Below are 21,108 nucleotides of genomic sequence, written 5' to 3'. Positions count from 1 at the left end.
CCCCCGCACGCGCCCCCCACCCTTCACCTCCGCTTCGCCCGCGCGCCACCGGGGCGACCTTGACAACTCCCTGCCCCAGGACGGAGATTGACGCGCGTAGAACCCGCGGTACGCATCCGCCCCGGCCTTCGCCCGAAGGCCGCTCCCAGACCTGGAGTCGCGCCCCATGCCCGTTCCCTCCCGCCGCCGCACGGCGCTCACCGTGGCCTCCGCCACCGCGACCGCGCTGGCGGCCGGCATGCTGCTCACCGCCCCCGCGTCGGCCGCGCCGGCCGACGGCCCGAGCATCCACACCATCCAGGGCACGACCCGCGTCTCGCCGTACACGGGCCGGCACGTCACCGGCGTGAGCGGCGTCGTGACCGGCGTGCGCGGGTACGGCTCGCGCGGCTTCTGGTTCCAGGAGACGAAGCCGGACAACAACCCGGCGACGAGCGAGGGCGTCTTCGTCTTCACCTCCTCGGCGCCGAAGGTCGCGGTCGGCGACGCGGTACGGGTGGACGGCGATGTCGTCGAGTACGTGCCGGGCGGCGCCGCCTCGGGCAACCAGGCCGTCACCGAGATCGAGAAGCCCACCGTCACCGTCGTCTCCTCGGGCAACGAGGTCCCCGCCCCCGTCGTGATCTCGGCGGGCACCGTCCCCGACGCCTTCACGCCGAAGGGCAGGGCGAGCGACAACGGCTACGTCAACGGCCTCAAGCTGCGCCCCACGAAGTTCGCCACGGACTACTACGAGTCCCTGGAGGGCATGAACGTCCGCATCGGCACCTCGCGCGTCGTCGGCGCGACCGACCCGTACAGCGAGCTGTGGGTCACGGTGAAGCCGCGGGAGCACACCACGGAGCGCGGCGGCACGCTGTACGGCGGCTACGACGCGCAGAACGGCGGGCGCCTCCAGATCCAGCAGCTCGCGCCCGTCGCCCAGCAGCCCTTCCCCGTCGCGAACGTCGGCGACACCCTCGCGGGCCCGACCGAGGGCCCGATGGACTTCAACCAGTACGGCGGCTACACCATCGCGGCCACGACGATCGGGAAGGCCGAGGACGGCGGCCTCGTACGGGAGTCGGCGGAGCCGGGCGCGGACGACGAGCTGTCCGTCGCCACGTACAACGTCGAGAACCTCGACCCCACCGACCCGCAGGAGAAGTTCGACGCGCTCGCCGACGGCGTCGTCACGCACCTCGCCTCGCCCGACATCGTCTCGATCGAGGAGGTGCAGGACGACAACGGCGCGAAGGACGACGGGACCGTCTCGGCGGAGCAGACGCTGAAGAAGTTCACCGACGCGATCGTGGCGGCGGGCGGCCCGCGCTACGCCTGGCGCGGCATCGACCCGGAGAACGACAAGGACGGCGGCGAGCCCGGCGGCAACATCCGGCAGGTCTTCCTCTACAACCCCGGCCGCGTCTCCTTCACGGACCGCTCGGGCGGCGACGCGACGACGGCGACGGCCGTCGTGGAGCGCGACGGGGCCCCGGCGCTCGCGGCCTCGCCGGGCCGCGTGGACCCGGCGAACCCGGCGTGGCAGGACAGCCGCAAGCCGCTCGCGGGCGAGTTCGTCTTCCGCGGCGAGACGGTCTTCGTCGTCGCCAACCACTTCAACTCCAAGGGCGGCGACCAGCCCCTGACGGCGGAGCGGCAGCCGCCCGTGCGCAGTTCCGAGACGCAGCGCCACGCGCAGGCCGCTTCGGTCAACGGCTTCGTCCGCCAGCTGACGGCGCTCGACAAGAAGGCCCGCGTCGTCGTCCTCGGCGACCTCAACGACTTCGAGTTCTCCGACACGACGAAGACCCTGACGAAGGGCAACGTCCTGCGCTCCGGCATCGAGCAGCTCCCGGCCGACGAGCGCTACACCTACGTCTACCAGGGCAACAGCCAGGTCCTGGACCAGATCCTGGTGAGCAAGGGCGTCACGTCCTTCACCTATGACAGCGTCCACATCAACGCCGAGTTCGCCCAGCAGAACAGCGACCACGACCCCCAGTTGCTGCGTTTCCGGCCGTGACGGGCCGAGGGGGTACGGGGCGCGCCCCGTACCCCCTCATGTCACCGCCGCGCCCGCACGGCCAGGAACCCGGCCACCGCGAGCGCGGCGACCGCGGCGACCGCCGGCCGACCGAACACGGTCCCGTTCGACCGCAGCGAGCCGAAGGACCCCACCGAGAGCAGCGAGAGCCCCGAGCAGGCCGAGAGCGCGGAACCGAACGACAGCCCGCTGAGCGCCGAGCCCACGGACCCGGCCGAGAGCACGGAGCCCACCGAGCCGATCGACAACACCGAGCCGACGGAGCCGATCGAGAGCACGGAACCCTTCGAGGCGAGGGAGAGGAACGAGTCCTCGGAGGCGATCGAGAAGCGCGCGTTTCCTGTCATGGCGCCATGCTGCCCCGCCCGGCCCCCGCGCGTGCGGCGAACCGCGCACCCAGGGCGCCCGCGTCGGGCCGCACGCCCCGCGTCGAGCCGCACTCCCCGTCCAGCCGCTTACGCCGCGTCCAGCCGCGTACCCCGCGTCCAGCCGCTCCTCCCGGCGCACGCGGGCGCCCCCCGCACCACCGCCGCCCGCACACGACACCGCCGCCCCGGGGGAATTCCCGTGAGCGGCGGCGGAGCGGGAGGCGTCAGTTGTGCGCGTGCAGGATGTCGTTGAGCCCGCCCCACACCGCGTTGTTCGGGCGGGCCTCGACCGCGCCCGTGACCGAGTTGCGGCGGAAGAGGATGTGCGAGGAGCCGGAGAGCTCGCGGGCCTTGACGATCTCGCCGTCCGGGAGGGTCACGCGCGTCCCGGCGGTCAGGTAGAGGCCCGCCTCGACGACGCAGTGGTCGCCGAGCGCGATGCCGATGCCCGCCTCGGCGCCGATGAGGCACTGCTCGCCGACCGTGATGCGGACGTTGCCGCCGCCGGAGAGGGTGCCCATCGTGGAGGCGCCGCCGCCGATGTCGGAGCCGTCGCCGATGACGACGCCCGCCGAGATGCGGCCCTCGACCATCGAGGTGCCGAGCGTGCCCGCGTTGAAGTTGACGAAGCCCTCGTGCATGACGGTCGTGCCCGCGGCGAGGTGCGCGCCGAGGCGGACCCGGTCCGCGTCGCCGATCCGGACCCCGGCGGGTGCCACGTAGTCGGTCATGCGCGGGAACTTGTCCACCGAGGTCACCGCGAGGTGCCTGCCCGCCACGCGGGCCCGCAGCCGCACGGCCTCCAGCTCGGGCACGGCGACCGGGCCCAGCGAGGTCCACGCGACGTTCGGGAGCAGGCCGAACATGCCGTCGAGGTTCAGGCCGTGCGGCTGGACGAGGCGGTGCGAGAGCAGGTGGAGCCGCAGGTAGACGTCGTGCGTGTCGAGCGGCTTGTCGTCGAGCGAGGAGATGACCGTGCGGACGGCGACGGTCGTCGTGTCGCGCAGTTGGTCCGCGCCGAGCGCCCCGGCCACGTCCTGGCCGAGGAGGGCGGCGGCGCGCGCGGCGTCGAGACGCTCGGTGCCCGCCGGGCCCGGGTCCGCGCCCAGTTCGGGCGCCGGGAACCAGGTGTCGAGTACGGAACCGTCGCTCGCGAGGGTCGCGAGCCCGGTGGCGACGGCGCCGGTGGCGCGAGGAGCAGTCGTGTCGGTCATGAGGGCAACCTAACGGTCGGGCCGCCCACGAGGCCAACCGGTCTCACGGCGCGCGGGTCCCCCGGCCCACGTGGTACGTTCCCCAAAGGAACTCAGCAGGTGGGTGGGTGAGTGCGCGTGCCGGTACGGGGCGGTCCCGAGGACGAGAACTGCGCGATGGCGCAGGCGCTCGGCGTCGTGGGCGACGCGTGGACGCTGCTGCTGGTGCGGGACGTGGCACGCGGCGCGCACCGCTTCGAGGACCTGCGCGCGGGCCTCGGCCTCTCGCGCAAGGTGCTCGCCGAACGGCTGCGGCTGCTGACCGGCGCGGGGGTGCTTGAGAAGGTCCCGTACCAGGAGCACCCGCCGCGCCACGACTACCGGCTCACACCGCGCGGGCGCGCGCTGCTGCCCGTCCTGCTCGCGCTCCAGGACTGGGGCGACACGTGGGTGCTCGGCGAGGGGGAGACGATGGCGACGGCGGACGAGGAGTCGCGCGAGGCGGAGCGCGTGCACGGGCTGCGCGGGGCGGTGCTGCCCCGGCTGCTGCTGCCCGACGCGACGGGCACGCCGCGCGATCCGGTCGCGGACGACGCGGAGTTCACGGTCCTCTACTTCTTCCCGGCGGCCTTCGCCGACCCCGCCGCGTACCCGCCGGGCTGGGCGGAGATCCCGGGCGCGCGCGGCTGCACGCTCGAATCGTGCACGTACCGCGAGGAGTGGCCGGCCTTCGCGGCGCGGGACACGGCGGTACGGGGCGTCTCGACGCAACGCCCCGACGAGCAGCGCGCCTTCGCGGCCAAGGAACGCCTCCCCTTCCCGCTCCTGTCGGACGCGGCGGGCGAACTCGCCGCCGCGCTGCGCCTGCCGGTCTTCAGCACCGCGGGCACCCGCCGCCTCAAGCGCCTCACCCTGCTCGTGGACAGGGAGCGCGTCGTCCGCGAGGTCTGGTACCCCGTCCCCGACGTAGTGGCGAGCGTGGGCGCGGCACTCGCGGCGGTCCGGGAGCGGGCGAAGGGCTGAGCGCGGAGCGGCCCGGGCGTCACTCCCCCAGCACGCGCCCCAGCATCTCCCGCGCGTACTCCGCGTCGTAGGGGCTGTCGGTCAGCAGCACCTGGAGGCACAGACCGTCCATGAGTGCCACGACGGCACGGGCCGTCGGCGGGTCGGTGCGCGCGGCGAGAGGTTCTTCCAGGGCGCGGCTCCACTCGGCGGCGACCGGGCGCAGCACCGGCTTGCGCACGGCGGCGAGGTACAGCTCGTACTCCAGCTCGGCGTGCGCGCGGTCGGCGGCGAGCCAGGCGCCCATCGCCCCGGCGAGCGCGGCGGCGAGCCGCGCGGGCGGCGCGTCGAGGGCGCCGCGCTCCCGCACGAGCCGGGCGAAGTTCTCGTTGGCCTGGCGCAGCGCGGCCACGAGCAGGTCGTCGAGCGTCGCGAAGTGGTACGTGGTCGAGCCGAGCGGGACGTCGGCCTCGGCGGCGGCCGTGCGGTGCGAGAGCCCGGCGATCCCGGAGCGGCCGACGACGCGGATCGCCGCGTCGATGATCCGCTGGCGGCGGTCGGGGTCGTAGCGTCGCGCGGCTGTCATCAGTGAGCTCCTCCCAGGTTGAGCAGGACGACCCCGCCGATGACGAGGGCTATGCCCGCGAGCCGTACGAGGGTGACGGACTCGCCGAGGAACATCATGCCGATGAGCGCGATCAGCGCGGTGCCCGCCCCGGCCCAGATCGCGTAGGCGGTGCCGACCTGGAGGGTCTTGAGGGCCTGCGCGAGCAGGGCGAAGCAGACGACGTAGCCGCCCGCGGTCAGCAGCGAGGGCCACAGCCGGGTGAAGCCCTCGCTGTACTTCATGGCGGTGGTGGCGGTGACCTCGGAGAGGATCGCGCCGGTCAGCAGCAGGTATCCCATGTGTACGAGGGTACGCATCGCTGTGTACGGGTGTACATACGCCCTCCGGGACCGCATGCGAAAGGGCCCCCGCGCGCGGCGGGGGCCCTTCGGTGACACGTACGGCTCGGGTTCGGCTCAGACGTTGAAGCCCAGCGCGCGCAGCTGCTCGCGCCCGTCGTCCGTGATCTTGTCCGGGCCCCACGGCGGCATCCACACCCAGTTGATGCGCAGCTCGCTCACGATGCCCTCGGTCGCGGACCTGGCCTGGTCCTCGATGACGTCGGTGAGCGGGCAGGCCGCCGAGGTCAGCGTCATGTCCACGGTGGCGACGTTGGACTCGTCGATGTGCAGCCCGTAGATGAGGCCCAGGTTGACGACATCGATCCCCAGCTCGGGGTCGACGACGTCCATGAGGGCCTCGCGGACCTCCTCCTCGGAGGCGGGGCTCAGCGTCGCCGTCTCGTTCTCGCTCATGCCGTCTTCCTCTCAACGGGCTCAGCGGACGCGGGCGCCTCGGTGTCGCCCAGCGCCTGCGCGGTCGCGTCCTTCCAGGCCATCCAGCTCAGGAGCGCGCACTTGACGCGCGCGGGGTACTTGGAGACCCCGGCGAAGGCCACCGCGTCCTCCAGCACCTCCTCCATCGCGTCGTCGGGCTCGATCTTCCCCTTGGACTGCATCAGCTCCAGGAAGGTGCCCTGAATGCGCTGCGCCTCCTCGACGTCCTTGCCGACCAGGAGGTCGTTGAGGACGGAGGCGCTGGCCTGGCTGATGGAGCAGCCCTGGCCCTCGTAGCTCACGTCGGCGATCCGGGAGCCCTCGTACCTCACGCGCAGCGTGATCTCGTCGCCGCACGTCGGGTTGACGTGGTGCACCTCCGCGTCGCCCGGACGCAGGCCCCGCCCGTGCGGGTGCTTGTAGTGGTCCAGGATGACGTCCTGGTACATCGAATCCAGCTTCACCGGCTCTCGTCCCTCTCGTCCCTCATCCGAAGCGACGTCACGCGAAGAAGTTGCGCACGTGCTCCAGGCCGTCCACCAGGGCGTCGACCTCGGCGGGCGTGGAGTACAGATAGAAAGACGCGCGCGTGGTCGCGGGAATTCCGTACCTGAGGCACACCGGCCGGGCGCAGTGGTGGCCGACCCGGACCGCGATCCCCTGCTCGTCGAGCACCTGGCCCACGTCGTGCGGGTGGATGTCACCGAGCGTGAAAGAGATCGCGGAGCCGCGCTCCTCGGCCGTGGTGGGGCCGATGATGCGCAGGTCGGGGACCTCCATGAGGCGCCGCACCGCGTACTCGGTGATCGCCTTCTCGTGCGCGGCGATCTTCTCCATGCCGATCGAGGTGAGGTAGTCCACCGCCGCGCCGAGCCCGACGGCCTGCGCGATCGGCGGGGTGCCCGCCTCGAACTTGTGGGGCGCCGGCGCGTACGTCGACGAGTGCATCGAGACCGTCTCGATCATCTCGCCGCCGCCGAGGAAGGGAGGCAGGTCCTCCAGGAGTTCCTGCCTCCCCCACAGCACGCCGATCCCGGTCGGGCCGCACATCTTGTGCCCGGTGAAGGCGACGAAGTCCGCCTGGAGCGCCTGCACGTCGAGCGGCATGTGCGGCGCGGCCTGCGAGGCGTCGATGAGCACGAGCGCGCCGACCTCGTGGGCGCGGCGCACGATCTGCTCGACCGGGTTGTGCGTGCCGAGGATGTTGGAGACGAGCACGAAGGAGACGATCTTCGTCTTCTCGGTGATGACCTCCTCGATGTTCGACAGGTCGAGGGTGCCGTCGGCGGGATCGAGACCGAACCACTTGAGCTTCGCGCCCGTGCGCTGCGCGAGCAGCTGCCACGGCACGATGTTGGAGTGGTGCTCCATCTCCGTGATGACGATCTCGGTCTCGCGGTCGACGCGGTAGGGCTCGTCGGCCCAGCCGAGCATGTTCGCGACGAGGTTGAGCGACTCCGAGGCGTTCTTGGTGAAGATCACCTCGTCGCGGCTCGGCGCGTTGACGAACTCCGCGACCTTGTCCCGCGCGCCCTCGTAGAGCGCCGTGGCCTCCTCGGCGAGCACGTGCACGCCGCGGTGGACGTTGGCGTTGTACTGCTCGTAGTACGCGCTGAGGGTGTCGATGACCTGGCGCGGCGTCTGCGAGGTGGCCGCGTTGTCGAGGTACACGAGGGCCTTGCCGTCGTGCACCCGGCGGTGGAGGATCGGGAAGTCCTTGCGGATCGCCTCGGTGTCGAGCAGACCGGTCAGCCCCTGATGGGCGTCGCTCACGCGGATACGCCACCCTTCACGTAGGACTCGTAGCCCTCGTTCTCCAGCTTGTCGGCCAGCTCGGGGCCGCCGGACTCGGCGACCTTGCCGTTGACGAAGACGTGGACGAAGTCGGGCTTGATGTAGCGCAGGATGCGCGTGTAGTGCGTGATCAGCAGGGTGCCGACCTCGCCGGACTCGCGGACGCGGTTGACGCCCTCGGAGACGATGCGCAGCGCGTCGACGTCGAGCCCGGAGTCGGTCTCGTCGAGGATCGCGATCCTCGGCTTGAGCAGTTCGAGCTGGAGGATCTCGTGGCGCTTCTTCTCACCGCCGGAGAAGCCCTCGTTGACGTTGCGCTCGGCGAAGGCGGGGTCCATCTGGAGGCGCTGCATGGCCTCCTTGACCTCCTTCACCCAGGTGCGCAGCTTGGGGGCCTCGCCGCGCACGGCGGTCGCCGAGGTGCGCAGGAAGTTGGAGACGGAGACGCCGGGGACCTCGACCGGGTACTGCATGGCGAGGAAGACGCCGGCGCGGGCGCGCTCGTCGACGGTCATGTCGAGGACGTCCTCGCCGTCGAGCGTCACGGTGCCGCCCGTGATCGTGTACTTGGGGTGACCGGCGAGCGAGTAGGCGAGCGTGGACTTGCCGGAGCCGTTGGGGCCCATGATGGCGTGCGTCTCGCCCTGCTTCACGGTCAGGTCGACGCCCTTGAGGATTTCCTTCGTGGCGTTGTCCGCCTCGACGGTGACGTGCAGGTCGCGGATTTCAAGCGTAGCCATGGGTGCTTCAGGACTCCTGGGAGAGGGAGACGAGCACGTCGTCCCCATCGATCTGTACGGGGTATACGGGGACGGGTCGCGTCGCGGGCAGCCCGGAGGGCTTCCCGGTGCGCAGGTCGAAGGCCGAGCCGTGCAGCCAGCACTCGATCTGGCAGTCCTCGACCTCGCCCTCGGAGAGCGAGACGTTCGCGTGCGAGCAGATGTCGTTGATCGCGAACACCTCGCCCTCGGTGCGGACGACGGCGACGGGGGTGCCGTCGATCTCGACGCGCTTGGGGGTGTCCTCGTCGAGTTCGGCGAGGCCGCAGGCGCGCTGGAAGAGGCTCATCCGACCGCTCCTTCCAGCTCCTCGCCGATCTTCGCGAGGAGGCGTTCCTCGACGTCGGGCAGGCCGATCTTCTGGACCAGCTCGGCGAAGAAGCCGCGCACGACGAGGCGGCGGGCGTCCTCCTCGGCGATGCCGCGGGCCATGAGGTAGAAGAGCTGCTCGTCGTCGAAGCGGCCGGTCGTCGAGGCGTGCCCGGCGCCGACGATCTCGCCGGTCTCGATCTCCAGGTTCGGCACCGAGTCGACGCGGGCCCCGTCGGTGAGGACGAGGTTGCGGTTCATCTCGTAGGTGTCGGTGCCCTCGGCGGCGGCCTCGATGAGGACGTCGCCGATCCACACGGCGTGCGCGCCCTCGCCCTGGAGCGCGCCCTTGTAGCTCACGTTCGAGGTGCAGTGCGGGGCGTTGTGGTCGACGAAGAGGCGGTGCTCGTGGTGCTGGCCCTGGTCGGTGAAGTACAGGCCGAGGAGTTCGGCCTCGCCGCCGGGGGCGGTGTAGCTCACGCGGGGGTGCAGGCGCACGAGGTCGCCGCCGAAGGTGACGACGACGGACTTGAAGGAGGCGTCGCGGCCGATCAGCGCGTTGTGCTGGCCGACGTGGACGGTCTCGGAGCCCCAGTCCTGCACGGAGACGACCGTGAGCTTCGCCCCGTCGCCGAGGAGGTAGTCGACGTTGGCGGCGAGGACCGCGTCCCCGGTGTGGTCGAGCACGACGACGGCCTCGGCGAAGGCGCCCAGCTCGATGACCTGGTGCCCGTAGGCGACGCCGCCGTGGCCGCGTACCGCGATCCGGATCGGCTCGGCGGGGCGCGCCTCCTTGGGGACCGTGATGACGTTGGCCTTCTCGAAGGCGCTGAACGCCTGCGCGGCCACGCGGTCGACGGGGGTGCCGCCCTTGCCGACGCGCGGGTCCTCGCGGTCCACGGTCTCCTGGGTGACCCCGGCGGGCAGGCTCACCTCGATCTCCACGCGGCCGTCCGCCTTCGCGCTGCCGTCGTGGAGGCCGCGCAGCCGCGCGAGCGGCGTGAAGCGCCACTCCTCCTCGCGGCCGTGCGGCACGGGGAAGTCGGCCACGTCGAAGGACGGCGGGGCGCTCATCCGGGTGGCGACGGTCGACTCCGCGGCCACCGCGATCTGGCCGGCGGTGGTGGAACCCACCGGAATGCTGTCAGCCATGGCTGTCGTTGTGCTCTCTTCCTGCGGTCAGGGGATGGGGGTACGTAGAAGGGGTCCGGGACGGTACGGGGCCGGGCGGACGGTACGTGACCCGCGGGCCCGTACCCCGTACCGCGCCCCGGACGAGGGCCGGCGTCAGCCGACCGCGCCCTCCATCTGGAGCTCGATCAGCCGGTTGAGTTCGAGCGCGTACTCCATGGGCAGCTCCTTGGCGATCGGCTCGACGAAGCCGCGCACGATCATCGCCATGGCCTCGAACTCGGTGAGGCCGCGGCTCATGAGGTAGAAGAGCTGGTCGTCGGAGACCTTGGAGACGGTCGCCTCGTGGCCCATGGACACGTCGTCCTCGCGGACGTCCACGTAGGGGTAGGTGTCCGAGCGCGAGATGGTGTCGACGAGCAGCGCGTCGCACAGCACGTTCGACTTCGCGCCCTGGGCGCCCTCGCCGACCTCGATGAGCCCGCGGTAGGAGGTGCGGCCACCGCCGCGCGCCACCGACTTCGAGACGATGTTCGAGGAGGTGTTCGGGGCCATGTGGACCATCTTGGCGCCCGCGTCCTGGTGCTGGCCCTCGCCCGCGAAGGCGATGGACAGCGTCTCGCCCTTGGCGTGCTCGCCCATGAGGTAGACGGCCGGGTACTTCATCGTGACCTTGGAGCCGATGTTGCCGTCGACCCACTCCATGGTCGCGCCCTCGTAGGCCACGGCACGCTTGGTGACGAGGTTGTAGACGTTGTTCGACCAGTTCTGGATCGTCGTGTAGCGGCAGCGGGCGCCCTTCTTCACGATGATCTCGACGACCGCGGAGTGCAGCGAGTCCGACTTGTAGATCGGCGCGGTGCAGCCCTCGACGTAGTGGACGTAGGCGTCCTCGTCGACGATGATCAGCGTCCGCTCGAACTGGCCCATGTTCTCGGTGTTGATCCGGAAGTAGGCCTGGAGCGGGATCTCGACGTGCACGCCCTTCGGCACGTAGATGAAGGAGCCGCCCGACCACACGGCCGAGTTGAGCGAGGCGAACTTGTTGTCACCGACGGGGATGACGGTCCCGAAGTACTCCTTGAAGAGCTCCGGGTGCTCCTTGAGCGCGGTGTCGGTGTCGAGGAAGATGACGCCCTGCTCCTCCAGGTCCTCGCGGATCTGGTGGTAGACGACCTCGGACTCGTACTGGGCCGCGACGCCCGCGACGAGGCGCTGCTTCTCCGCCTCGGGGATGCCGAGCTTGTCGTACGTGTTCTTGATGTCCTCGGGCAGGTCCTCCCAGGACTCCGCCTGCTTCTCCGTGGAGCGCACGAAGTACTTGATGTTGTCGAAGTCGATGCCGGAGAGGTCGGAGCCCCAGTTCGGCATGGGCTTCTTCTCGAAGAGCTTCAGGCCCTTGAGGCGGAGCTTGGTCATCCACTCCGGCTCGTTCTTCTTCGCGGAGATGTCCCGGACGACGTCCTCGTTCAGGCCACGCCGGGCACTCGCGCCCGCGACGTCGGAGTCGGCCCAGCCGTACTCGTACGTACCCAGGCCCTCCAGTTCGGGGTGGGCAGTCTCCGTGGGGAGAGTCATGCGGGGTTCCTCCCGGCCGTGCTTGCTGATGTGTGGGTGGTCGTGGTGGTGTCCTCGGACCGCGCGGGGAGCGGGGGCTCCCCGGGTCCGGGTGGTGGCGCCTTGCCGCGCGGGATGAAGGTCGTGCAGACCCCGTCCCCGTGGGCGATGGTGGCGAGCCGCTGCACGTGCGTGCCGAGGAGCTGCGAGAAGTACTCGGTCTCCGCCTCGCACAGCTGCGGGAACTGCTCCGCGACGTGCGCCACCGGGCAGTGGTGCTGGCAGAGCTGCTCGCCCTGGCCCTGGCCGGGCGCCTCGCGCGCCGTGGCAGCGTACCCGTCGGCGCTCAGCGCCCTGGCGAGGACCTGGGCCCGCTCGGCGGGCTCGGCGGCCTCGATCTCGTCCCGGTACCCCTCGCACTGGGCCTCGATACGGGAGCGGGCGAAGGCGGCGACGGCGCTCTCGCCGCCCTGCGCGGCGATGAAGCGCAGCGCCTCGGCGGCGAGCTGGTCGTAGGACTGGTCGAGCGCGTCGCGGCCGCAGTCGGTGAGTGCGAAGACCTTGGCGGGGCGGCCCCGGCCGCGGGCCCCGTAGACCCTGCGGGCGCGGGCCTCGACGACGGTGTCGGCGAGGAGGGCGTCGAGGTGCCGGCGGACGGCGGCCTGGGTGAGCCCGAGGCGTTCGGCCAGCTCGGCGACGGTGGAGGGGCCGTGGTGCAGGATCGAGCGCACGACACGGTTGCGCGTGGAGCGCTCACCGGTCGTGGCCTCGGAGACCTCACCCTGGTATTTCACAACGCCATTGTTGCGTAATTCCTCGGGCCCGGACAAGCGAGCTGGTCAGGGGCTCATGGTGGCCTCGGTCACTTAGGGTGACCTAATCAGGCGCGCGTACGAGACCCGGGCGGAGAGGAAAGCGCAGCTCAGCAAGGGTATGCCGTCGCGACCCGTCCCCTTGCCACCACTAAGGCCCCCTCGGGCACGAATCGATCACGCCGCACCCGCTTTGCCCGTTTCGCTCGGGCGTGGCCCCGCGAGCCGCTCCCGCCCGGCGGCTTTCTAGACTTCGCCCATGCGCAGTGACCAGGCGGGCATCCCCCGCCCGTCGTCGGAACCCGGCCCGGCAGCCCCCGTCCTCCAGGTCGAGGGACTGGTGAAGCGGTACGGGCCGAAGACCGCCGTGGCCGGGCTCGACCTCGTCGCGGCCCCCGGCATCACCGCCGTCCTCGGGCCCAACGGAGCGGGCAAGACCACGACGATCGAGACGTGCGAGGGCTACCGGCGCCCCGACGCGGGCCGGGTGCGCGTCCTCGGGCTCGACCCGCTCGCGGACGCGGCCCGCCTGCGGCCCCGGATCGGCGTGATGCTCCAGTCGGGCGGCGTCTACTCGGGCGCGCGCGCCGAGGAGATGCTGCGGCACATGGCGAAGCTCCACGCCGATCCGCTCGACGTGCCCGCGCTCGTCGAGCGCCTCGGCCTCGGCTCGTGCGGCCGGACGAGTTACCGGCGCCTCTCCGGCGGCCAGCAGCAGCGGCTCGCGCTCGCGATGGCCGTCGTGGGCCGCCCCGAGCTGGTCTTCCTCGACGAGCCGACCGCCGGGCTCGACCCGCAGGCCCGCCACGCGACCTGGGACCTGGTGCGCGAGCTGCGCGCCGACGGCGTCTCGGTGATCCTCACGACGCACCACATGGAGGAGGCCGAGCAGCTCGCCGACGAGGTCGCGATCGTCGACGGCGGCAAGGTCGTCGCGCAGGGCAGCCCCGAGGCGCTGTGCCGGGGCGGCGCCGAGAACACGCTGCGCTTCACGGGGCGGCCCGGACTCGACGTGGCCTCGCTCGTCAAGGCGCTGCCTCCGGGCAGCGAGGCGGCCGAGCTCGCCCCGGGCACGTACCGCGTCGGCGGCGCCGTGGACCCGCAGCTCCTCGCGACCGTCACCTCCTGGTGCGCGCAGAACGGCGTGATGCCGGAGGGCATCGCCGTGGAGCGGCACACGCTGGAGGACGTCTTCCTCGAACTGACCGGTAAGGAGCTGCGCGCATGAGCGCCGGTACGTACGCACCGCGGCCCGGGGCCGCTCCCGTCGGGCGGATGATCGCGGCGCAGGCGGCGCTGGAGACGAAGATGCTCCTGCGCAACGGGGAGCAACTGCTGCTCACCGTGATCATCCCCGCGCTGCTCCTCGTGCTCTTCTCGGCCGTCGACATCGTGGACACGGGCGACGGCGAGCGCGTCGACTTCCTCACGCCGGGCGTGCTCGCGCTCGCGGTCATGTCCACGGCCTTCACGGGCCAGGCGATCGCGACGGGCTTCGAGCGCCGGTACGGGGTGCTCAAGCGGCTCGGCGCCTCGCCGCTGCCGCGCTGGGCCCTCATGACGGCGAAGACCCTGTCGGTGCTGGTCACCGAGGTCCTCCAGGTCGTGCTCCTGACGGTCATCGCCTTCGCCCTCGGCTGGTCCCCGCACGGCAACCCGGCGTGGGCCGTGCTGCTCCTGCTCCTCGGCACGGCGGCCTTCTCGGGCCTCGGCCTGCTGATGGCGGGCACCTTGAAGGCGGAGGCGACGCTCGCGGCGGCGAACCTGGTCTTCATCCTGCTGCTCGTCGCGGGCGGCGTGATCGTCCCCCTCGACAAGTTCCCCGACGCGGTCCGCTCGGTCCTCGAACTCCTCCCCATCGCGGCCCTCTCGGACGGCCTGCGCGAGGTCCTCCAGCACGGGGCCGGTCTCCCGGCGAAGGACCTGGTCGTCCTCGCGGTGTGGACGGTGCTCGGCCTGGGGGCGGCGGGACGGTTCTTCCGCTGGGAGTGAGTTCCCCGCCGCCGCGCGGCGGCGCTCAGGCGGTACGGGGCGGAGCGACCACGAGCCGCTTCGGCGCCACCCCCGGCTCCGGGAGCCTGAGCGGGCCCGCGCCCGGGGAGAAGCGGCCGAGGACGCGCGGGGTGGTGGAGCCGGTGGCGCCGGGGGCGACGCCCGGGATCTGGTGCCAGCTCAGGAAGGCCAGAAGCGTCATGAGGTACGCCTCCTTGTCGCCCGCCGGGAGACCGTACGTGTCGCTCGTGGTCAGCGTCGCGGGCGCGAGGTGCGCGCGGAGCCGGTCCAGGAGGGCCGGGTTGCGTACGCCGCCGCCCGAGGCGACGACCTCGCTGGGCGCGTACGGGCGCACCGCCTCGGCCACCGTCACCGCGGTGAGCTCGGTCAGCGTCGCCATGAGGTCGTCGGGGGCGACCTCGGGCAGCCCGTCGAGCCGTCGCGCCACGTACTCCGTCGTGAAGAGTTCCCGCCCGGTCGACTTCGGGGCGGGCAGCCGGTAGTACGGCTCCTCGCGCAGGCGGGCGAGCAGATCCGTACGGACCGTACCGGCGCGTGCCATGCGGCCGTCGACGTCGCTCGCGAGCCGGCCCGCGCTCAGGCGCGACGCGGCGGCGTCGAGCAGGCAGTTCGCGGGGCCCGTGTCGAAGGCCGTCACCGGTTCGCCCGGGGCCCCGACCACGGAGACGTTCGCGATGCCGCCGAGATTGAGCGCGACCCGCTTCGTCCCGGGCTCGGCGGCGAGCCACAGCGCGTCGAGCGTGCTCGCGAGCGGAGCGCCCTGTCCCCCGGCCGCGATGTCCCGCGCGCGGATGTCGGAGACGACCGGCAGCCCGGTCTCCTCGGCGATCCACGCGGGCTGCCCGAGCTGAAGCGTGCCGAGCGCCCGCCCCTGCGGGCTCACCCAGTGGAAGACGGTCTGCCCGTGCGAGCCGACGAGGTCGCCCCCGTACCGCCGCACGACATCGCTGACCACGGCGGCACTCTCCCGCCCGACGAGCGTGTCCAGCTCACACACGTCGGCGAGCGGGACCCGGGCCGGAGGCAGCACGCCGAGCAACCGCCCCCGCATCTCCTCCGACCACGGATGCTCCTCGGCGGCGACCGGCACAAGCGTCACGGTCCCCCGCGCATCGAGCGAAAGATCAGCGACAGCGACGTCGAGCCCGTCCATGGACGTCCCCGACATGAGCCCGACAACAATCATCAACTTCTCCCACGACCTGTACCCATTGAATAGCCCCTCCCGGGGGCCCCTCCCGGCCGAAGGCTGGGGGAGTTTGAGGAGCGGCGGGGCGCGGGGGCGGAGCCCCCGAAAAGGGCCACCCGCAAAGGGCTTCACCGCCCCCGCAAGTGCCGCACCGCCCCGTACGTCCGAGCCAACGCGGCAGTCGATTCCGCGTACGACTTCTGTGCCACCCCCACGAACAGACAGTCCACCACCGCCAGTTGCGCTATCCGCGAGGCGGTCGCCCCCGACCGGAAGGGCATCTCCCGTACCGCCGTCGTGAGTACGAGATCCGCGCACTCGGCGAGCGGCGAGCTCGCGAAGTTGGTGAGCGCGATCGTCGTGGCGCCCCGCTCCCCCGCCGCCTCCAGCGGCTCCACCGTGTCCACGGTGGAGCCCGTGTGCGAGATCCCGATCGCCACGTCCCCCGCGCCGAGCAGCGCGCTCGCGGTCAGCGCCGCGTGGCCGTCCGTCCAGACGAAGGCCATGTGCCCGATGCGGTGCAGTTTCTGGTGGAGGTCGCCCCCGACGAAGCCGCTCGCCCCGAGCCCGAAGATGTCGACGCGCCGCGCCGCCGCCACCGCGTCCACGGCCCGCGCGAGCACGTCGAGATCGAGCTGCGCCCTGGTGTCCTCCAGGGTCCCCGACTCGTTGTAGATGATCTTGTCGACGACCTGGGCGAGCGAGTCCTCCTCGCTGATGTCCCCCTCCGTCGCCCACCGCGAGTCCTTCTTGCGCACGTCCTCGCGCGCGGCGGCCGAGGCGAGCGCGATCCGCAGCTGCGGGTAGTTGCGCAGCCCGATGGCACGGCAGAAGCGCATGACCGTCGTGACGGAGGTGCGCGCCTGGCCCGCCAGGCTCGTCGAGGACATGCGCGCGGCGGCGGCCGGATCGTCCAGGACCGCGGCGGCGACGCGCTGTTCGGCGGGCTGGAGGGTCGGCACGGCCCCCCGGATACGTACCAGTACGTCCGCTGCCCGCCCCGCCTCCTCGGCGGCCTGAGGGGCGTGCGGGGACCGGTCGCTCATGGATTCCTCCTGGTGGCTGTGGGTGCCAGCGTAACCGCCTCCATGTCAAAAACTAACGCTCACATCACAGCCACTGTTACTTATTGACGCGCCCGTTACCCCTCTCCATACTTGGCGCATCACCGCAGCTCATATGCGGTCGTTCGAGAGGGCAGCCCCCGGGCACGCCCGGGTTCGCGGGCTTGACCGCGCCCGGGACGGACCCGCTCTCACCGGCTTCCGCCAGAGCCCGCCCTCTCGCCGCGTCAAGGGAGACACACCTCGATGAGACTCATACGCACGGCGGGCGTCGCCGCCCTGGCCGCCTCCGCCCTGGTGCTGACCGCCTGCGGGAACGACGGAAGTTCCGGCGGCTCCTCCTCGGACTCGAAGGGCGGCAAGACGCTGACCTGGTGGGTCATGAAGGGCACCAACCCGGACGCCTCGACCTTCTACGCCGCCGCGAAGAAGGAGTTCAAGAAGCGCACGGGCGCGAGCCTCAAGGTCCAGGAGATCCAGTGGGCCGACGCCCACGACCGCCTGGTCCGCGCCTTCGCCTCCGGCGACGGCCCCGACGTGTCCGAGATCGGTACGACGTGGACCCCCGAGTTCGCCGCGGCCGGCGGTCTCACCGACGTCACGGCGAAGCTCGACAAGTCCGGGCTCGGCAAGGACCTCGTGCCCGCGCTGAAGGAATCGGCCACGTACGACGGCAAGCAGTACGGCGTCGGCTGGTACGCGGGCGTGCGCTCGGTCATCTACCGCAAGGACGTCTTCGAGAAGCACAAGCTGTCGGTCCCGAAGAACTGGGACGAGCTGGAGCAGACCGTGAAGACGCTCAAGAAGGAGGAGCCGAAGCTCATGCCGCTGCCCGTCGCGGGCGACGCGGCGTACGCGACGATCCCCTTCGTGTGGGGCGCGGGCGGCGAGCTGGCCACCGAGCAGGGCGGCAAGTGGACCGGCGCGATCGACTCGAAGGAGTCGAAGGCGGGCCTGGACTTCTACACGGGCCTCGCGCTCAAGGACAAGTCCTCCAGCGTCGGCGCCACCACGTGGCGCGAGACCGATGTCCTCGACTCCTTCGTCAAGGGCAAGTCGGCCATGGTGATCCAGGGCAACTGGACCCCGAAGACGGCGATCGCGGGCGACCCCTCGCTCAAGGACAAGATCGGCGCGTTCGCGATCCCGGGCAAGGACGGCGGCGTCAACCCGGCGGTCCTGGGCGGTTCCAACCTCGCGATCCTCAAGACGAGCAAGAACCAGGACCTGGCCTGGCAGTTCGTCAACATGATGACGACGAGCAAGCTCGCCAAGGACTGGGCCGAGCAGGCCGGTTACTTCCCGAGCACCAACTCGGCGCTCAAGCCCTTCGCCGAGAGCACCGACCCGCTCGTCAAGCCTTTCGCGGAGACGATGCTCAAGGCGGGCAAGACCCCGCCGAGCGCCCCGGGCTGGGGCACCGTCGAGGGCAACAAGACCATCCCGCAGATGGTCCAGTCGATCCTGACGGGCACCTCGGTCGACAAGGCCGCGAAGACCGCGTCCGACTCCGTCACCAAGACGCTCCAGGAGAAGTGACGTGGGGAACGTCGCCCTCCCGGGCGCGCGTCCGGCAGTGCCCGCCCCCGTGGCGGAGCTGCCGGGCGCGCGCCCGCCCGCGCCGCGCCGGCCGCAGCTGATGAAGCGGCTGCGCCCCTGGCTGCTGCTCGCCGCGCCCCTGCTCGTCATCGCGGTGCTGCTGCTCTACCCGATCATCCGGGTCGTGTACCTGTCCTTCCAGACGTACGGGCTCAAGGAGATCATCTCCGGCAAGCCCCGTTTCGTCGGGCTCGACAACTACCGCGAGGTGCTGGGCGGTTCGTACCTGTGGAAGACGGTCCTGCCCAACACCGTCCTCTTCGCCGTCTTCGCGGTGCTCGGCACGATCGTCCTCGGCACGCTCGTGGCGCTGCTGCTCCAGAACCTCGGCCCCAAGCTGCGCGCGGTCGTCATCGGCTCCTCGCTCGTCGCCTGGGCGATGCCCGCCGTGACCGGCACCTACGTGTGGGTGTGGATCTTCGACCCGGACTCGGGGCTCGTGCGGCGCGTCCTCCAGGATGTCGGCATCCTCGGCCCGGACGGCTTCAACTGGTTCACCGAGCGGCTGTCGTTCTACGGGATCGCCGAGCTGAACGTCATCCACCACGGCTTCCCCTTCATCGCCATCACGCTCTTCGCCGCGCTCACCACGGTGCCGCCCGAGCTGCACGAGGCGGGGCGGCTCGACGGGGCGAGCGCCTGGCAGCGCTTCTGGAACATCACCTTCCCGGTGCTGCGCCCGGCCTTCGCCGTCGTGACGATCCTCTCGACGATCTGGGACTTCAAGGTCTTCACGCAGATCTACCTCATGCCGGGCGGCTCCGGGACGAACCCGGAGATCCTGAACCTCGGCGTGTGGTCGTACATGAAGGCCATCACGCAGAACGAGTACGGGCTCGGCGCGGCGATCGCCGTCCTGCTCACCGCTGTCCTGCTGCTGATCACCGCGGTGTACCTGCGGATGCTGTTCAAGGAGGATGAGCTGCGATGAGCGCTCAGCTCGCCGTCCCGCGGACCGCCGTGCCGCAGGGTGCCCGCAAGGCCCCGCGCCGCGGCTGGGCGAAGACCGGCAAGTACATGGCCGTCGCGGCCCTGCTGGTCTTCACCCTCTTCCCCGTCTGGTTCATGCTCTCGACGGCCCTCAACGGCCGCGCGAGCTCCGGCACCGACAGCCTCTTCCCGACCCACTTCACCTTCGCGCACTTCACCGACGCCCTGGGCGACGGCGGCTTCGGCACGTTCATGCTGAACTCGGCGATCGTCACGCTCATCACGGTCGTCGCCTCGGGCCTGCTCGCGCTGCTCGGCGCGGTCGCGATGGCCCGCTTCCGCTTCCGGATGCGCACGACGATCATGGTCCTGATCCTCGTCGTGCAGATGCTCCCCGCCGAGGCCCTGGTCATCCCCTTGTTCCTTCAGATGAAGGACCTGAAGATGCTCAACTCGCTCCTCGGCCTCGCGATCGTCTACACCGCGTTCTCGCTGCCGTTCGCGATCTGGAACCTGCGCGGCTTCGTCGCGGCGGTCCCGGTCGAGGTCGAGGAGGCCGCGTACGTGGACGGCGCCTCGTGGTGGCGGATGTTCCGCTCCGTGCTGCTGCCGCTCGTGACGCCGGGGCTCATCGCGACGAGCGCCTTCGCCTTCGTCATGGCGTGGGAGGAGTTCACCTTCGCGCTCACGTTCATGTCGGACGAGAACATGATGACCGTGGGCGTGGGCCTGGAACAGTTCCTCGGCAAGAACACCAACGACTGGGGCGGCCTGATGGCCGCGTCCACGCTTGTGACGATCCCGGTCATGGTCGTCTTCGTGCTCGCCCAGCGCCGGCTGACCTCCGGCCTCGTCTCCGGAGCGGTGAAGTGACCCACGCCGACCAGGCGGTGCGCCGCCTCGCGCACACCGTCCTCATGCCGGGCTTCGGCGGTACGGGGAGGAGCGGGCCGCCCGCGTGGCTGCTCACCGCGATCGGCGAGGGGCTCGGCTCGGTCTGCTGGTTCGGGCACAACGTGACGGGCCGCGCGGAGACGGCCGCGCTCGCGGCGCGCCTCCACGCGGCCGGTGACGTGCTCGTCGCGCTCGACGAGGAGGGCGGCACCGTCACGCGCCTGCACGTCGCCGAGGGCTCCCCGCACGCGGGCGCCGCGAGCCTCGGGCGCGCCGACGACCCGGCGCTGACCGCCGCCGTCGCCCGCTCGATCGCGCAGGAGGTACGGGCGTACGGCGCCGACCTCGTCCTCGGCCCCGTCGCCGACGTCAACGCCGACCCGGCCAACCCGGTCATCGGCGTCCGCTCCTACGGCGCCGACCCGCACCTCGTCGGGCGGCACGTCGCCGCCTTCGTCGAGGCCGCGCAGGCCGAGGGCGTCGCGACGTGCGCCAAGCACTACCCGGGCCACGGCGACACGAAGACCGACACGCACGCGGGGCTCGCGGTCGTCGACGTGAGCCCCGAGACCCTGCGCGCCCGGGAACTCGTCCCCTTCGCCGCCGCCGTCGCGGCGGGCGCGAAGACGATCATGACGGCGCACATCGTCTTCCCCGCGCTCGACGACGCGCCCGCGACGCTGAGCCCGGCGGTCCTGCGCCTGCTGCGCGAGGAACTCGGCTTCACCGGTGTCGTCGTCTCCGACGCGATCGACATGCGCGCCATCAGCCGCACGGTCGGCTTCGCCGAGGGCGTCGTGCGCACCCTCGCGGCCGGCGTCGACCTCGTCTGCCTCGGGAACCCGGGGCTGCCGCTCGGCGGCGACGCGGCCGACGCCGACGACGGGGAGCGGGACTTCCGTACGGCGCTGGAGGCGGTTCTCGCCGCCGTCGAGGACGGACGCCTGCCCCGCGCGCGCCTGGAGGAGGCCGCCGCGCGGGTACGGGACCTCGCGGCGTGGAGCGCCCGGCACCGCACCGCCCTCGTGGACGAGGCCGTCCTGGCCGCCGGTCACGAGGCGAGCG

General features: G+C 71.6%; 22 protein-coding genes. 8 read left to right on the top strand and 14 right to left on the bottom strand.

Annotation, left to right across the window (positions count from 1 at the left end):
- The first annotated feature begins 166 nt into the window (after positions 1 to 166).
- Positions 167 to 2,005, top strand: coding sequence for an endonuclease/exonuclease/phosphatase family protein (locus G3I42_RS00380; protein WP_164281852.1), 1,839 nt, complete (start codon positions 167 to 169; stop codon positions 2,003 to 2,005).
- Positions 2,006 to 2,046: 41 nt separating this feature from the next.
- Here the strand turns inward: G3I42_RS00380 and G3I42_RS00375 are convergent, their stop codons facing one another.
- Positions 2,047 to 2,373 carry a hypothetical protein gene (locus G3I42_RS00375; protein ID WP_203606159.1) on the bottom strand — a complete coding sequence of 109 codons (327 nt, stop codon included), beginning with the start codon at positions 2,371 to 2,373 and terminating at the stop codon, positions 2,047 to 2,049.
- A gap of 245 nt (positions 2,374 to 2,618) precedes the next feature.
- Positions 2,619 to 3,608: a 2,3,4,5-tetrahydropyridine-2,6-dicarboxylate N-succinyltransferase gene (gene dapD, locus G3I42_RS00370; protein WP_164281851.1), complete on the bottom strand. Its 990-nt coding sequence runs from the start codon at positions 3,606 to 3,608 to the stop codon at positions 2,619 to 2,621.
- A 111-nt stretch (positions 3,609 to 3,719) separates the two neighbouring features.
- Here dapD and G3I42_RS00365 point away from each other — a divergent pair, with 111 nt between their 5' ends.
- Positions 3,720 to 4,610: a winged helix-turn-helix transcriptional regulator gene (locus G3I42_RS00365; RefSeq protein ID WP_164281850.1), complete on the top strand. Its 891-nt coding sequence runs from the start codon at positions 3,720 to 3,722 to the stop codon at positions 4,608 to 4,610.
- Positions 4,611 to 4,629: 19 nt separating this feature from the next.
- Here the strand turns inward: G3I42_RS00365 and G3I42_RS00360 are convergent, their stop codons facing one another.
- From G3I42_RS00360 to G3I42_RS00315, 10 genes are all read right to left on the bottom strand, one after another.
- Positions 4,630 to 5,175: a TetR family transcriptional regulator gene (locus G3I42_RS00360; protein WP_164281849.1), complete on the bottom strand. Its 546-nt coding sequence runs from the start codon at positions 5,173 to 5,175 to the stop codon at positions 4,630 to 4,632.
- On the bottom strand, positions 5,175 to 5,495 hold the full coding sequence (locus G3I42_RS00355; protein WP_164281848.1) for a multidrug efflux SMR transporter: 321 nt from the start codon (positions 5,493 to 5,495) through the stop codon (positions 5,175 to 5,177). Before G3I42_RS00355 ends, G3I42_RS00360 begins: the two co-directional genes overlap by 1 nt.
- A 117-nt stretch (positions 5,496 to 5,612) precedes the next feature.
- Positions 5,613 to 5,951 carry a metal-sulfur cluster assembly factor gene (locus tag G3I42_RS00350; RefSeq protein ID WP_008748606.1) on the bottom strand — a complete coding sequence of 113 codons (339 nt, stop codon included), beginning with the start codon at positions 5,949 to 5,951 and terminating at the stop codon, positions 5,613 to 5,615.
- Positions 5,948 to 6,436: a Fe-S cluster assembly sulfur transfer protein SufU gene (gene sufU / locus G3I42_RS00345; protein WP_164281847.1), complete on the bottom strand. Its 489-nt coding sequence runs from the start codon at positions 6,434 to 6,436 to the stop codon at positions 5,948 to 5,950. Before sufU ends, G3I42_RS00350 begins: the two co-directional genes overlap by 4 nt.
- Positions 6,437 to 6,473: 37 nt before the next feature.
- Positions 6,474 to 7,745 (bottom strand): cysteine desulfurase, encoded by a 1,272-nt coding sequence (locus G3I42_RS00340; RefSeq protein ID WP_164281846.1) that lies wholly within the window; start codon positions 7,743 to 7,745, stop codon positions 6,474 to 6,476.
- Complete coding sequence (sufC, locus tag G3I42_RS00335) at positions 7,742 to 8,506, bottom strand: Fe-S cluster assembly ATPase SufC (RefSeq protein WP_164281845.1); 765 nt, start codon at positions 8,504 to 8,506, stop codon at positions 7,742 to 7,744. The genes G3I42_RS00340 and sufC overlap by 4 nt, the downstream gene beginning before the upstream one ends.
- Positions 8,507 to 8,513: 7 nt before the next feature.
- On the bottom strand, positions 8,514 to 8,834 hold the full coding sequence (locus G3I42_RS00330) for a non-heme iron oxygenase ferredoxin subunit (RefSeq protein WP_164281844.1): 321 nt from the start codon (positions 8,832 to 8,834) through the stop codon (positions 8,514 to 8,516).
- Positions 8,831 to 10,006 carry a Fe-S cluster assembly protein SufD gene (sufD, locus tag G3I42_RS00325; protein WP_164281843.1) on the bottom strand — a complete coding sequence of 392 codons (1,176 nt, stop codon included), beginning with the start codon at positions 10,004 to 10,006 and terminating at the stop codon, positions 8,831 to 8,833. Before sufD ends, G3I42_RS00330 begins: the two co-directional genes overlap by 4 nt.
- Before the next feature lie 135 nt (positions 10,007 to 10,141).
- Positions 10,142 to 11,563, bottom strand: a complete 1,422-nt coding sequence (gene sufB, locus G3I42_RS00320; protein WP_164281842.1) for a Fe-S cluster assembly protein SufB — start codon at positions 11,561 to 11,563, stop codon at positions 10,142 to 10,144.
- Entirely contained in the window at positions 11,560 to 12,336 is a 777-nt protein-coding gene (locus G3I42_RS00315) for a metalloregulator ArsR/SmtB family transcription factor (protein ID WP_164281841.1), read from the bottom strand. Before G3I42_RS00315 ends, sufB begins: the two co-directional genes overlap by 4 nt.
- Before the next feature lie 277 nt (positions 12,337 to 12,613).
- Between G3I42_RS00315 and G3I42_RS00310 the strand changes: the two genes are divergently transcribed.
- Complete coding sequence (locus G3I42_RS00310) at positions 12,614 to 13,582, top strand: ABC transporter ATP-binding protein (RefSeq protein WP_164281840.1); 969 nt, start codon at positions 12,614 to 12,616, stop codon at positions 13,580 to 13,582.
- Complete coding sequence (locus G3I42_RS00305; RefSeq protein WP_164281839.1) at positions 13,579 to 14,346, top strand: ABC transporter permease; 768 nt, start codon at positions 13,579 to 13,581, stop codon at positions 14,344 to 14,346. The genes G3I42_RS00310 and G3I42_RS00305 overlap by 4 nt, the downstream gene beginning before the upstream one ends.
- 25 nt (positions 14,347 to 14,371) lie before the next feature.
- On the opposite strand, the gene G3I42_RS00300 is transcribed toward G3I42_RS00305, so the two are convergent.
- Positions 14,372 to 15,553, bottom strand: coding sequence for an anhydro-N-acetylmuramic acid kinase (locus G3I42_RS00300; protein ID WP_164281838.1), 1,182 nt, complete (start codon positions 15,551 to 15,553; stop codon positions 14,372 to 14,374).
- A gap of 131 nt (positions 15,554 to 15,684) precedes the next feature.
- A complete protein-coding gene (locus tag G3I42_RS00295) occupies positions 15,685 to 16,602 on the bottom strand; it encodes a MurR/RpiR family transcriptional regulator (RefSeq protein WP_164281837.1) in 918 nt (305 codons plus the stop codon).
- A 264-nt stretch (positions 16,603 to 16,866) separates the two neighbouring features.
- On the opposite strand from G3I42_RS00295, the gene G3I42_RS00290 reads away from it, so the two are divergent.
- The 4 genes from G3I42_RS00290 to G3I42_RS00275 form a co-directional block, all read left to right on the top strand.
- Entirely contained in the window at positions 16,867 to 18,159 is a 1,293-nt protein-coding gene (locus G3I42_RS00290) for a sugar ABC transporter substrate-binding protein (RefSeq protein WP_164281836.1), read from the top strand.
- A gap of 1 nt (position 18,160) precedes the next feature.
- Complete coding sequence (locus G3I42_RS00285; RefSeq protein ID WP_164281835.1) at positions 18,161 to 19,150, top strand: sugar ABC transporter permease; 990 nt, start codon at positions 18,161 to 18,163, stop codon at positions 19,148 to 19,150.
- Positions 19,147 to 20,022 carry a carbohydrate ABC transporter permease gene (locus G3I42_RS00280; protein WP_164281834.1) on the top strand — a complete coding sequence of 292 codons (876 nt, stop codon included), beginning with the start codon at positions 19,147 to 19,149 and terminating at the stop codon, positions 20,020 to 20,022. Before G3I42_RS00285 ends, G3I42_RS00280 begins: the two co-directional genes overlap by 4 nt.
- A partial coding sequence (locus G3I42_RS00275) for a glycoside hydrolase family 3 N-terminal domain-containing protein (protein WP_343244408.1) occupies positions 20,019 to 21,108 on the top strand: 1,090 nt, incomplete at its 3' end. The genes G3I42_RS00280 and G3I42_RS00275, both read left to right, overlap by 4 nt.

This window comes from Streptomyces sp. SID11385 (assembly GCF_010548245.1).
Lineage (GTDB): Bacteria > Actinomycetota > Actinomycetes > Streptomycetales > Streptomycetaceae > Streptomyces.
This window is presented reverse-complemented; position numbering and strand designations above follow the sequence as displayed.